Below are 12,578 nucleotides of genomic sequence, written 5' to 3'. Positions count from 1 at the left end.
CAGCTCGGTTAGCGCGCTCGCCGCGCGGGGCGTTTCGCTTCGTCGCAGACCTCTCTGTGCCGAATTCCCGTCCCCCTCGTTCGCCGTCCTTTTCTCGCGACCGTAGCCGCGTCCTGCGCTGCGTCAAGGCGCGCGGGGCCGTGTCAGTCACTAGTCGCTCCATCCCGCCCCAGCACCCCGCGCTTGATCCCTTGACCCAGCTACGTCCGCGTCTCCTTTGATCGCGGGACGACGAACTCAGGGGAACGGCGGCAACGACGAGAGAGGCTGCCGACTCAGCGGAAACAACTTTCTACGCCGGGACTCGGAATCTAGGGTTCCGGTCAGCTTTGAACCGCAAACAGGAGGCAATGATGGTCAAGGAGGGACGCTCCATCGCGAAAGCTATCGCAGCGGGCACCTATCACCAGATCACGGTGTACAGCACGACCGAATGCGGAACCCTCCGCATCGTGCGTCACTACGATCCGCCCGCCTGCGAATCGTTGGACGAGGTTATTTCGTGCTATCGCGGGCTGTTTGGAACTTTGGACGCAGGCTTCACCGCAGAAGGTAGTCGTATTTCCGGTGGCTCGATTGGGGGCCGTTTCATTGAGGGCATATGCGATGTGACGGAGCGTCTTCGATAGTGCCGTCGCATCAGACTTCGTAGTTGGTTTGCCGCTTCACCATTTCCACCACACAGGAGGCTTCACCATGAAATCACTTTTTCTCGCTATCGCTGTAGCAGTGCTCTGCGCAGGTTGCGCAACTAGCGTCGGCAATGTCGCCATGAAGGAGCAGAGCGCGGAGAGCATCAACGCGCAGATCACCGAAGGGAAGACAACCAAGGCAGAGATTCAGAGCAAGCTCGGATCGCCGTCCAAGGTCAGCTTCAACGAAATGGGCGTCGAGCAGTGGTCCTACGAGTATGCCCGCGCGACGCCCAAGGCTATCAACTTCGTGCCGATCGTTTCTGCCTTCGCACGCGGCGCAGACGTTTACAAAAAGCAGTTGCTAATCCTGTTCGATGACGCGGGCCGCGTGAAGAAATTCACTTTTTCTGACTCGGTGGACGAGTTGAAGGCGGGACTGCTCGGATGATCGGAAAACAGGGCGGGCGAGCATGCAGCGCCCGTCTCACTCGAAAGGAGAATGATGAAGCGAGCGGAATTGAAAGGCGTTGCGAAGACGCTAGACGGACCGGTCCTGGGCGCTGTAGCGCCCGGGGTTCCGGTCGCGGTCGAAACTGATGCGGGATGGATGCCCTGCATTGTGGGAGCGGACGGCGCACTTAAGCCCATCGGCGACGAGTCGTTACCGACCAGTGAGGCGACCTACGGGTACGTGGTCGAGTATTGCGCGAAACGCTTCGCCGCCATTCTGGCCGACTGGCTCGACCGTGCCGAGCGGGAGGCCGTAGTCGAGCGAAATCGGAGGCAGGCGGACCCGCTTGTTTGTCACTCACACGACTTCTGTGACGCGAATATGGCAATGCTTGATACGCTTCAGAACATCGGCGTCGTCGCTGAGACATTTGAATCCTTGCCCGAAGAGGTTTGTATCCTCTGGTGTGCCGCGTGGGAAGAGGCAAGGCAAAGCGGGTTTTACTTTGACGTTGCTGTTTGAGGACCGCCATCGACCTCAAACTCACTGAACCGGAGCAAGTCTTGATACTTGATAGCCAGCGCATCCAAACCCCTAACGCCTTGGGCGTGATGGTCGTTTCGTTTAACGTCCTGTGCGACGGAATCGTTGTCGATAACGTATCGACCCAAGCAGTCGCCTTCGAACGCATGGACGTCCTTTGGGCGAAGCGGCCTGAAGCCGACAGGGTCGCCGAGCAGCTTTATTCTGGCGACTGACCCAACCACCGAAGGACACGCAGGCTCACGCGCCTGCAGTCGCCGGCGGCCGGAATCCAGCCAGGGCGCGGCACCTTGCGTTCCTGTCTAACGCCAGGCACGCAAGCCGCCAACTTCCGCGCCCCGGGATCCAGAGACGCCCGCTCTTGGGGCTGCGCCGCTCTGCGGTCTTGCCCCGGCGCATGCCATCCCCCCCAGCTTCGCCGCCTTCAGCGGCTCAGTTAGCGCGCTCGCCGCGCGGGGCGTTTCCCCTCGCGACATCCCTGCCTGCCGAAATCCCCGTCCCCTGTGTTCCCGTCCTCTTCGCGACAGTAGCTGCTTGCACTTGCCGGTCAAGGCGGGCGTGACCGTGTTGTCGCTTCGCGACTGCCCGCACCAGCTCACGCCCTTGACTCCTTGACCGTCTCGCGCGTCGCGCTCCTTTTGTCGCGGGACGATGAACTCAGGGGAACGGCGGCAGCTTCGGAAGGAAGCCGTCGACTCGGGAAAACAACTTACGTCGGGACTTCAGAATCTTGGGGCCCGGCGGTCCCACTCAACCGGTAACACCCAACTTTTTTAAAGGAACCGCTATGGAAACCGTGAACGCCCAAGATGTCAACGTGAACGCAACGGACAACGCGCCCGCCGTCGAACTGCCGAACGCGCTCAGCGCCGGGTCGGGAGTTGAGATGATTCCCCTCCGGTTGCTGGTCGCGTCGCCGTACAACCAGCGCCAGAAACCGCGCACCGAGGCGACCATCTTGCAATTCGCGGACAACATCAGGGCGGTCGGTTTGCTTCAGAATCTCGTCGTCCATCCTATGAAGAAGCGCGCGAAGAAGGCACAGACCTACGGCGTGGCCGCTGGCGAGACGCGACGCCTTGGTCTGTTGGTCAACGTCGAGCGCGGGGACATCACGCTCGATGATCTGGTCCCTTGCAAGACCATTTCGGAAGCGGACGCAATCCTCGCCAGCGCCACCGAGAATGACCTGCGCAAACCCCCGCATCCGGCTGACCAGTTCATCGCCTACAAAGCTCTCACAGACGAGGGCCGCAGTCCCGAATTCATCGCGGCGGTCTTCAAGGTCACGCCGAAAACCGTGGCCGGTCATCTGAAACTGGCGAGCGTGTCGCCCAAGCTGTTCGACCTGTTCGCTGATGACGAAATGGAGCTTGAACAGATTCAGGCGCTGGCACTCACCGACGATCACGAAAAGCAGGAGGCCGTCTGGTTCGGCGCGCAGAACGAGTGGGCGCGTAATCCGCGTGAGATTCGCGCTCGCCTCAAAGGCGACAAGCTTTCGCTTAACGACGGCATGGTGCGCTTCGTTACTGTCGAGGCATATGAGGCCGCAGGCGGCCTCGTGGAACGCGATCTGTTCTCGGAGGGTAACGAAGGGTTCATTCTCAACCGTGAAGTCCTGATGCGCGTGTTTGAGAAGAAGGTGACCAGCGAGGCCACAACCATCGGGGCCGAGGGCTGGGCATGGGTCGAATCGCGTCCGAAGTTCGATCATGACGAGCATAACCAGTTCACGCAACTGTATGCCGAACCGGCCCCCCTCACGCCGGAGCAACAGGCCCACTTCGAAGCGCTCCAAAAGCGTTACGACGAGGTCACCGACAAGCTCCAAGCGCATTACGACGCCGACGAAGGCGAGGAAGGTCACTTGAGCGACGAGGCTGTCGAAACGCTCGAAGCCGAGGACAACAAGCTATCGTGCGAACTGGCCGAAATGGAGGAACGCGAGGGCGAGTTCACGTCCGCGCAGAGACAGGTCAGCGGCGCGATCGTCTACGTCAACCACAGCGGCGGCCTCACGGTTCATCGCGGCCTAGTTCGCCGTGAAGATCGGGAGGAAGCACTCACCATGATGCAGGCGAGCGGCGCGGAGGTTCCGCGTAGCCTGACGAAGAAGGCGAAGGGCGTCCATTCGGAAAAGCTGCTTCTGAATCTGACCGCTCACCGCACGGCAGCGGTACAGTCGGCGCTCGCGATGAACCCGAACGTTGCGCTCGCCACCATCGTGCACAAGCTTGTGCTTGATTTCCTATACACCGGTTACCTCCACGGCGCGAGTGTTGTGCAGGTCAGCAGCAGAGAGGCGTTTCACGACATGAGCCGGGCTGCCCCCGAACTGGAACGGAACGAACACGCGAGCGGACTGCGTGAATACGTCCAGACGTGGCGCAAGATGCTGCCATCGAACCCGAACGAGCTTTTCGGGTGGCTCTTAGAGCAACCGCAAGACCGGCTCTTGAACCTATTGTCGGTCTGCACTGCACTGAGCATCAACGGTGTGAGTCGCGATGCCGGTCCCAACGCGATCAACGCGATTGCAGGCGCGCTTGACCTCAACCTGTCGGCCTACTGGCAACCGACCCGCGAGAGCTATCTGAACCACGTGTCGAAGGATCGCATCGCCGCCGTGGTGAGCGAAGCGGTCTCGCCAGAAGAAGGCAAGCGACTCGCGAAGATGAAGAAGGGCGACGCCGCAGAGGCAGCAGAAAAACTGCTTGCTGGGAAAAACTGGTTGCCCGAATTCATGGCCGCTGCGGAAGTCCATCAGGTAGCGCACTACTCGCGCGATGATGAGGAAGAGGACGACGCATACGACGAGGGAGCGCCATCGGCCAGTGACGCACCGCACCCGGCAGAGCTTGACAACCCTACCACCGAAACCGGCGAAGCAGTGGTGAGCGAAGCGAGTGCCCACTCCGCACCGTGGCCGTTCCCCAAGGCAGCAGATTTCGAGCCGCATGCACTCGCCACTGACCCGGCACCGGCCCCCGTCGTGCGCTCGGTCAGCACCGCGCCCGTAACTCTTACGCCAGCAGCAGCGTGGCCGTTCCCGCCGACCAACCCGGCAGCGTTCAAGTCCGTACGACAAGCGGCCTAATACCAGTTCTCTCCCCACGGGTCTTCGGACCCTTTACGCCCCGCCTAGCAGCGGGGTTTTTTTTGCCTGTGACAACGTGGATTCGCCCCAGGTGCCCCGCCCGAAGTGCGCCGCGGCTTTCCTCCGGTGCGCGCCTGCCGGCGCTCCACACCGTCGGAAAGCCGCGGCGGGAAAAGGCATCGGCTTCGCCGACCAAAAGGGGGAACCCCGTACCCGGTTCCCCCTTGGATCCCCTTCCCCCCGGTTCGCGAGCGATCGTGAAATATAAATTGTAGTCAGTGAATTAACTGATTAAAATATAGATGTCTGTTCGTGACCGAACAGACAAGAAACTAAAACCACACAAAGAAAGACCGAGGATGACCAACCTCTCAATGCTGAAAACCGAAACGACGCGCGCTGCGTTCGCCGCTAAAGCGGCGATGCGCGCGCGTCTGACCGGCACTTCGCCCATAAAACTCCCACGTCTCAATCTCATGGCTCTGCTCAAAATTCGACGATGGCTTGTGGCGCTTTCCGCCCACCTAGATTCACGTGTCGATGCCAAAGCAAGACGACAAGTTGCCGTCTTCGACGATGCAGAGAATGCTAACGAGCCGGAATTGCCTTGCATTCCGGTTTGCGCTGATGCGTGTGCCGCTATAGCCCGTTCCAATAGCTTGCTCTTGCCAACTGCCTGACTGCCCCCAATGCTCTGTTCGATCGTGTTTGTTTTCCTCGCCGGACGCCTTCCGACACAGACTGAGCAGTCCGCAGCAGTATTGAATATTGTCGGGCGCCAACTTGTCCGATCGACAATTCTCGAACTGTTCGCCTGGTCGCTCGTGGCGTTGTCAACCGGTGCGCTCATTTGGATCGCTGCGCCGTTCGTTGTTACTGCCGTCCACTTGTGTAGTCCCGCCCTGGCTTCGCATCTCAGTCTGACGCCGCCGCAGGGATGCTCCGCCGCGCAAGGTAACTGGTTCATCGTCAAGCGCGTGATGATCGGTTATTTCGGGTTGTCCGCCGTGTGCCTGATGGATTTCGCATGCTGGCTCGCAGTCGAGCACAGGTTTGCGTCAAGGTTTGAAAAGGTTATGCCCCGCTGGTCGGTGATGCTTGACGAATCAGAGCATGAATGAAACGCCTTTTTCGGGGCGTCTTTGCCACGCAAAGACCGGCTATGTTGCGCTACGCCCGCCAACAGCGCGGGCTAGGCGTCGAGCCTCCGCTGGAGTCTCGCCCCTCTCCCTGCGGTCGGGGCTGTCAGCGCCTCGCCTATCGCTCGCTGCGCTCCCGAAAAGTCTCACCGTTCACGCGCTGTGCTGCCGTGTTGTCGTAGTTGTGCCTCGGAAGCAGCACCTTAGCCCCGCTCACGCGGGGCTTTTTTTACGCTGCGCTCTTCGTTCTTTCGAACGCGCTTTCGAGTCGCGCCTGCTGCGCGAAAATGCGCTCGCCGCGTGGCGATTTGCCTCGGCGGATCTCCCTGCCGAAACCCCGTCCCCTGATTTCTCGTCCACCACCGCGACCCTAGCCACGCCATCACACCGGTCAAGGCGCGCAGGGCCGTGTTGCCGCTACGCGACTGCCCGCACCAACCCCGCGCTTGAGTCCTTGACCGCTGCTCAAGCATGTCTCCATTTGTCGCGGGACGAGGAACTCAGGGGAACGGCGGCAGCTTCGAGAGGGGCCGCTATCTCGGCAAAACACGATACGCCGGGACTCCAAATCTAGGGGCCCGGTCAGCCCAAAAAATAGGAGGTGGTGATGGATCAGCAGGCATCCGGCAAAGCAGAAGTCATCGTTGAACACGGTGGCCCGGAATTCATTGTCCGGACCGAGTTTCGCACTGAAGTCCACGACGATGCAGGCGCTGAAACCCAAACTCTGCTCTTTACGCTTGCCCGCGATGCCGATATCGGCTCGATCAAGCAGGCGCTGAGTATCTATCGCCGCGCGTACCAGAAGGGTGTTGCTGAAGGTCGACGCGCCAAGCTCGCGGATTTTCGCAAGTGGCTTGCCGAATAACCCAACAGACCGGACCTGATATGTACGCCACCATGAGCAAACGAAACTCCGCCGCAGAAGACCGTGCACTCGCCCAAACGCTCTCATCCGCTCGCCATTCACGCGTCGCGCCCCGCGATGCGGTAAGGGGCACAGCATCGCAGCTTTCTGTCGCCCAGCGCGCAAAGCTGATGGAACCCGGGCAGCGTCTCTTTCTGGCCGTGCCGACCGCTGATCTTCCGAAGGCCCGAGCGCTTGGTGCAGAGTGGGACAGAGAGCAACGGGTGTGCTGGATCCCCGCATCGGCTGACCGATCGCCGTTCTCGAAGTGGCTCCTGGAAGGCCCCGCGTTACAGGCGGTCGGGTTGAACGAGGCGGAGGTACTCGCGTCGTTCGCGGACGCGATGGAAGACTACGGCCTGCAACGTGAGACGCCGGTTGCCGATGGAAAGTGGCACAACGTCCTACTCAAAGGCGCGAAGGGCCAGAAGAAGGGCGCATATATCCTAAGCCTAAGTCCGGTCCCGAAGGGCTACATCCGCAACTTTCTCGGCAGGGAGGGTTCATGGCATTACGACGGCGTTCGTCTCAGTCCCGAGCAAAGAGCGGTGCTGAACGCACGGGAGCGCGAACGCGTCATCGCGCGTGAACGCGAGGTCGACCGCGAACAGGCCGCGATCGCCGAGAAGACCGAAAGAATTCTGGCCAGCCTCCCGCAACCGGACGCATCGCACCACGGCTATTGCGTCCGCAAGAAGGTAGGCGCATACGGCGTGCGTGTTGCTCGAAACGGTCAACATGACATTGCCGCACTGCTGAATCTCGAATCGTTTCGCAGCAGCAAGGAATCCTTCCTCGTGATTCCCGCGCGCGACATCGACGGGAAGCTCCGGACAGTGCAGGCGATCTCCGACAGGGCGGATGGTCTGAAGCTCTTCGCAAGCGGCGCACGCAAGAAAGGCACTTTCCACCTCATCGGGGCGGACAGCGTCGCAGCACTTTGCGCGTGCCCAGCCGTGCTTTTGGTCGAGGGCTATGCGACCGGTGCCAGCCTCTTCGAATCGACAGGCCTGCCCGTGGTTGTCTGCTTTGACGCTGGCAATCTTGTCGAGGTGGCTAAAGCGCTGAGGCCGCGGCTTCCAAAGGCCCAGCCTAAGATCGTCTGCGGGGATAACGATCAGTTCTTTCTCGAGAGAGCGCTCGCGAAAATCGAGCCTGTCATGCCGCGTGGTCTTGCACCTGCCGAAATCGTCAAGGTGATTGCCGGGAACGATTCGCTGCAGCGTGAGGTAAGCCTCGCCGGCTACCACGCCGATGGAGTTTGGCACCAGTCGCCGAGGGGCAAGTACAAGCTCGAGCTGGAGACGGCTCAGGGCGTCGTGCGGTCTGTTACGGCGCATATCGTCGCAAACGGAGACGACAACGGTGTCCGCCTGGTGCAGCGGAACAAGGGCCTCGAATCATCGCGCGAGGCTGCGAACGCACTTCATGGCACCGCTTTGCTGCCGTCTTTCGAATCCGTTGCCGGAAGCCCCACCGACTTTAACGACCTGGCGAACGCGGAGGGCCGCGAGCGCGTTGCGGCTTTCGTCGCGAGCGTCCTGCCGTTTGATCTGCCTGCACTCAACGTGCGGCTCTGATGGAGGCAATCATGCCCACACTGCGCTATTTCCATGAGCTTTCGTCTGAACAGCGAGACGAAGCCCGTTCCCTGACCGCGATGAGCACGCCCGAGGCTCAGTGTTACGTGGTCGGGTCTACGGGCCAGATTATTCGCGCCGTCGAGCTGAAGCCGCTATTCGCGACGGGCGAGCTGGCCGCCGGCGAGCTTGTCCGCGCGCAGTTGGCCAGCGTTGGCCGCTCTGAGATCGAATTTGCCTTGCGTCACGCGACCGGCGACTGGTCTGAAATGACTCTAGACGAACAGGCACGCAACCTGATCGCGATCGAACAAGGCGGCGCCGTAGTTTCCCGCTTCGCTCTGCGCGCGAATCACAACGTCTATGTGCTAACGAACCCGCAGCGCAGTAACACCACGATCCTGCCGGGCCTTCCCCGGCCATCGGACTTCGAGTAGCGCTCACTTGCAGACATCCGGACGAGGCGTCATGACCAAGGCACTACGCATATCGATTCAAGCGTTCGCAGATTTGTCCGATAACGAGCTATCCAACGTCATCGATGAAGCGTGCGAGCGATCGCGAATTGAGAACCGCATGTACATCGACACCGAACGCGACGCACATCGCGCGCGTAAGCAGCGCGCAGCGGAACGCGATCGGGACGTCGCCACGCGTATCACCCCAGCATCGCAGCCGTGCCGTGCTGCATAACCACAGGACTCCAACAATCATGAGAGCACGCATCGCCCTGATTTCCGTCATTGCCACACTCGCGTGTCGAAGCGCGATAGCGTCGCCCAGCTGGACTTCGGAGGTTCAGGAGGCAGTGCAAACGCATACGGCTACAGCACCCTCAACGCGTGAGAACTGGCACGCATTTTCGCCGGACGGCATCGGTATGCCGCTGGTGATGTTCGGGGTGTATTCCGCGCACCAGTCGATTCATATGCTGGCTTACGTTCTGACATATCGGCCGCTACTCGAAGCGCTCGCGCAGAAGGCTCGTAACGGCGTCGTCGTGGCCGTCGTCGTCGACTATAACGAGAACATTGCGAATGACCGCGACGGATACATTCAGCGGGGCCTTTCGTACCTCGCCAGATCCGGCGCGACAGTTTGCGCGACCGACCAGTACAAGATCATGCACGACAAGGATATGGTGCTCGATGGCCGCAGCATTCAGACGGGCAGTATCAACTACACCAAAGACGGCACATTTTCGAACAGTGAGGACGCCGTGATCGAGTGGAACGATACGGCAGGGGCGGCGGAATTCGAGCAGCACTTCCAGTCCCGCCTTGCCACGTGTCGGCCGATCTGAGCGGAGACAAAGTCATGGGCTCTAACTGGAACGATCCGACGCCCCAGCGTCCTTTGCAGCAGGTCGAGCTGCCTCCGGCACTGAACGCGGCCGTCATCCTTTCGCAGGTGCTATCAGCCCGCCTGCTGAACGGTTTACCGATACGGGCGACCCAATGGAATACGCTCGCAGTCCGCGTGGACGAGTGGCGGCTGTTGCTTGCCAGTGGCCGCTCCCGGCTCGACCCGCTGACCCGCAGCCATCTGAACATTCTGGCGCAGATCATGAAGGCCATCCTCGTAGAGCATCGACGTGGGGTCGACGCCGGCGCCGATGTCTGGACCGAGCTGCAGCCTATCCTCCGAGAGGCCAACGATCACCTGCAGGGCTTTCCGATGGGGGTCCGCAAGGGTTCGTCGAAACATCGACGTCCGCCGGCAGCGGATTGCGTGGAGCAGCTGGCCGACGTATGAAGCACTGACGACTTGCCGGGTATTCCAGGGCGCATGCAGATCGATGGTCTGTTCGCGCCTTTTTTTCGGCTGTGCGTTTTGCTGCGTCTCCATCATGGCCACCACCAGCAGCCGCATGGGCAACAGCAACAGCGACAACGGTAAAGAGGAAGAGACGAGGGGCATTTCCGGGCGAGGCCCGGAAACCGCTATGGCGTGCTTCGCTCGCGTTGCGAGCTACGCATCGAGCCCCTTACGGGTCTCGCCCCTTCGGGCTTTCAGCGCTTGCCTTTCGGCTGACGCCGACCAAAAGGGACATGCGTCCCTTCTGGACATCCAACCCCCTGAAATGATGCGAACAGCGTTCGCATGAAGGCGCTTGCCGCGCGGCGTTTTCGCCCTCGCGCGGAATCCGGCGACCGTAGCCAGCCCCCTGAGTTCGTCGTCCTGTTTCGCGACCGTAGCCCTCCGCCATGTCCGAACAAGGGTTCGCTTCGCCGTGTCCTCACCCGTTCGGTGCTCGCCTTCGGCTCCGCTCCGCGTGCGGCCTCCGGGCACGCCCTTGCACGGCCACGGCTACGGGCTCCTTTAGTCGCGGGACGACGAACTAAGGGGACTGGCGGCAGCACGGTAGCAGCTGCCGATCAGGCAAAAACAACCCCTACGAAGGGACTCGGAATCTTGGGTCCCGGTCAGCCTGAAACCCTAACCGCATGGAACGCATATGAAAACGAATCTCCTCCGCCGTGTCGCAGTTCACTTCCTGGGCTGCGCGATCAATGCAGATATCCAAGTTATGTACCGCTGGACACGTCCCGAGGATGACGTGCGCGCCGTGCGACTCGAAACGCTGGTTGATGGCGAAAAGAAACGGGTGACGCTCTACCGTCACGCCCCCGGCTCCTGGTCCCTGATGCCCCTTTAAGGAGAGGTCGAAATGTGCTTTCTTTCTCATGCCCTCGAAGCCCGCACACAGTGGGCGCTTCACCGGATTGCCCTGATCGCCGGGAATTTTGACGCCGCAGGCGACTACCTAACAGAGGCGCAAATCAGCGCAATGGACAGCGGTATCGCGGCTTTCCACGCCGACGCGGAACTTCCGCACTTGCTTGCGGATGTACCGGTGCTTACCGCCGAATGGAACAACGCTTGGGACGTCGCGGCCGAAGACCACGCGCGAGGCGCAACGGTCTGGATCGGCACGTGGAGCAGCGACTTGGACGGTCTGCGCGAAACCCGCGCAAGCGTCGTCAAGAGGACGAAAGGCTTTTGTCCCGGACTCGAAGTGTCGTATCAGGGCGGGGACTGTGAACCCAGCTACGGCGACGCCCTGCCGACCCTCGAAGAAGCCATTTCCGCAGCAGAGAAACGGGAATCTGACTGGCATCTCACAGACGTCTAACGGACAGGGGCACCGAAATGAATATCCTCGCACGCGCAATGTCCCTCGATCTTTTGATCCAGAGCAACGACGTGATTATCACCGCCGAAGTGCCGGACGGTATCCACACCACACCGTATCGCGGGAAGTGCAACCGCCGCGCAATCCTGTCGTTTCTGGAGTCGGCAGGAGCGAAGGCCCGCGCCATTGTCTACAGCCACGAAGACAACTCTGGGCCGATCGGGTTCGACGTCCGCTCAGGTGAGCCCCTCACGTGGATCGCCGCGTAAGTCTACACATCACACTATCCCCGGAGAACAGATCATGCCGCGCATCACCATCGATGAAATCGAATCGGCAATCAATATTTGGCGTAACCGGAAGCCGTCCCCCGAGGGCGACGAGGCACCGAAGCTTTGTGCCGAAGCTCGCACGCTTGCTGACATTTACGGGCTGATGATTTTCAAGCGCTGGAGCGACGTCGACGCGGCCTCGCTCACGCCCGTTCAAGCCGCTGCATTCGCTGCAGCATTCGCCTATCCTGCAGCCTGAGTGAGACCAGAAATGCAAATCGCCTGCACATTGGAACACGAGACCATCGAGGATATCGACCGAGCGGGTCGCCCGTATACTCTCGCGCTGACCCACTACCTTGCAGCGGATACCGGGGAACGTATGCGTACCCTTGGCCGCGTCATCAACCGTATGAGCGTAAAGAGCGAGAGCCGTATGTGCCCCACAGAGTCCCAAGCTTACGAGCACGACGCGCCGACAAGCAACCACTGCGCGAGCGGCGTTGAGTTCGACGCCGATGACGGCTATAGCTCGCTGAATGCGGGTGGCGAAATGCTGTCGTGGAAACTGATGAAGGCGACTGAAGCGGCCTGTCGGAGCGTTTGCATGGGCGAAGAGGCCGCAGATAACTGGGGCTGCACATACAGCAAGTGGGGCCGTTGGGCAAACTGGTGGCGAGGATTCGCCGCAGGCTGGGTGAACGACGAGGTGTTTGTGCAGTTGACTCTAACGCGGCGGTTCGGACGTTTCGTTCGTCGCAGGCTGGCTGAACGGTAATTTTCCAGTGCTGTTAGCGCAGCCGATCGCACGTTTC

17 protein-coding genes are annotated in these 12,578 nt (G+C 60.8%); all 17 read left to right on the top strand.

Translation table 11 applies throughout. The features are described from left to right. The first annotated feature begins 350 nt into the window (after positions 1-350). The 17 genes from KHO30_RS35690 (at position 351) to KHO30_RS35610 (ending at position 12,541) form a co-directional block, all read left to right on the top strand. Positions 351-629 (top strand): hypothetical protein, encoded by a 279-nt coding sequence (locus KHO30_RS35690; protein WP_211703708.1) that lies wholly within the window; start codon positions 351-353, stop codon positions 627-629. 142 nt (positions 630-771) lie between these two features. Next, a complete protein-coding gene (gene bamE / locus KHO30_RS35685) occupies positions 772-1,083 on the top strand; it encodes an outer membrane protein assembly factor BamE domain-containing protein (RefSeq protein ID WP_244864217.1) in 312 nt (103 codons plus the stop codon). A gap of 51 nt (positions 1,084-1,134) precedes the next feature. Next, positions 1,135-1,608, top strand: a complete 474-nt coding sequence (locus KHO30_RS35680; protein ID WP_211703706.1) for a hypothetical protein — start codon at positions 1,135-1,137, stop codon at positions 1,606-1,608. Between the two features lie 41 nt (positions 1,609-1,649). After that, a complete protein-coding gene (locus KHO30_RS35675; RefSeq protein WP_211703705.1) occupies positions 1,650-1,844 on the top strand; it encodes a hypothetical protein in 195 nt (64 codons plus the stop codon). Between the two features lie 572 nt (positions 1,845-2,416). Next, positions 2,417-4,729 carry a ParB/RepB/Spo0J family partition protein gene (locus tag KHO30_RS35670; RefSeq protein WP_211703704.1) on the top strand — a complete coding sequence of 771 codons (2,313 nt, stop codon included), beginning with the start codon at positions 2,417-2,419 and terminating at the stop codon, positions 4,727-4,729. 359 nt (positions 4,730-5,088) lie between these two features. Continuing rightward, a complete protein-coding gene (locus tag KHO30_RS35665; protein ID WP_211703703.1) occupies positions 5,089-5,409 on the top strand; it encodes a hypothetical protein in 321 nt (106 codons plus the stop codon). 9 nt (positions 5,410-5,418) lie between these two features. Next, positions 5,419-5,850 carry a hypothetical protein gene (locus tag KHO30_RS35660; RefSeq protein WP_211703702.1) on the top strand — a complete coding sequence of 144 codons (432 nt, stop codon included), beginning with the start codon at positions 5,419-5,421 and terminating at the stop codon, positions 5,848-5,850. Positions 5,851-6,475: 625 nt separating this feature from the next. Further along, positions 6,476-6,736 carry a hypothetical protein gene (locus KHO30_RS35655; RefSeq protein WP_211703701.1) on the top strand — a complete coding sequence of 87 codons (261 nt, stop codon included), beginning with the start codon at positions 6,476-6,478 and terminating at the stop codon, positions 6,734-6,736. A gap of 20 nt (positions 6,737-6,756) precedes the next feature. Beyond that, positions 6,757-8,355: a DUF5710 domain-containing protein gene (locus KHO30_RS35650; protein ID WP_211703700.1), complete on the top strand. Its 1,599-nt coding sequence runs from the start codon at positions 6,757-6,759 to the stop codon at positions 8,353-8,355. An 11-nt stretch (positions 8,356-8,366) separates the two neighbouring features. Further along, complete coding sequence (locus KHO30_RS35645; protein WP_211703699.1) at positions 8,367-8,792, top strand: hypothetical protein; 426 nt, start codon at positions 8,367-8,369, stop codon at positions 8,790-8,792. Between the two features lie 275 nt (positions 8,793-9,067). Continuing rightward, positions 9,068-9,658, top strand: a complete 591-nt coding sequence (locus KHO30_RS35640) for a phospholipase D-like domain-containing protein (RefSeq protein WP_211703698.1) — start codon at positions 9,068-9,070, stop codon at positions 9,656-9,658. A 14-nt stretch (positions 9,659-9,672) separates the two neighbouring features. Continuing rightward, on the top strand, positions 9,673-10,110 hold the full coding sequence (locus tag KHO30_RS35635) for a hypothetical protein (RefSeq protein WP_211703697.1): 438 nt from the start codon (positions 9,673-9,675) through the stop codon (positions 10,108-10,110). A 703-nt stretch (positions 10,111-10,813) separates the two neighbouring features. Further along, complete coding sequence (locus tag KHO30_RS35630; RefSeq protein WP_211703696.1) at positions 10,814-11,014, top strand: hypothetical protein; 201 nt, start codon at positions 10,814-10,816, stop codon at positions 11,012-11,014. Positions 11,015-11,026: 12 nt separating this feature from the next. Then, positions 11,027-11,491: a hypothetical protein gene (locus KHO30_RS35625; RefSeq protein WP_211703695.1), complete on the top strand. Its 465-nt coding sequence runs from the start codon at positions 11,027-11,029 to the stop codon at positions 11,489-11,491. A 17-nt stretch (positions 11,492-11,508) separates the two neighbouring features. Continuing rightward, positions 11,509-11,760, top strand: coding sequence for a protease-associated domain-containing protein (locus KHO30_RS35620; RefSeq protein ID WP_211703694.1), 252 nt, complete (start codon positions 11,509-11,511; stop codon positions 11,758-11,760). A 34-nt stretch (positions 11,761-11,794) separates the two neighbouring features. Then, positions 11,795-12,022, top strand: coding sequence for a DUF3717 domain-containing protein (locus KHO30_RS35615; protein WP_211703693.1), 228 nt, complete (start codon positions 11,795-11,797; stop codon positions 12,020-12,022). Positions 12,023-12,034: 12 nt separating this feature from the next. After that, positions 12,035-12,541 (top strand): hypothetical protein, encoded by a 507-nt coding sequence (locus tag KHO30_RS35610; protein ID WP_211703692.1) that lies wholly within the window; start codon positions 12,035-12,037, stop codon positions 12,539-12,541. Positions 12,542-12,578: the final 37 nt, after the last annotated feature.

The sequence above is a fragment of the Paraburkholderia aspalathi genome (assembly GCF_905220735.1).
Classification (GTDB): Bacteria; Pseudomonadota; Gammaproteobacteria; order Burkholderiales; family Burkholderiaceae; genus Paraburkholderia; species Paraburkholderia aspalathi.
This window is presented reverse-complemented; position numbering and strand designations above follow the sequence as displayed.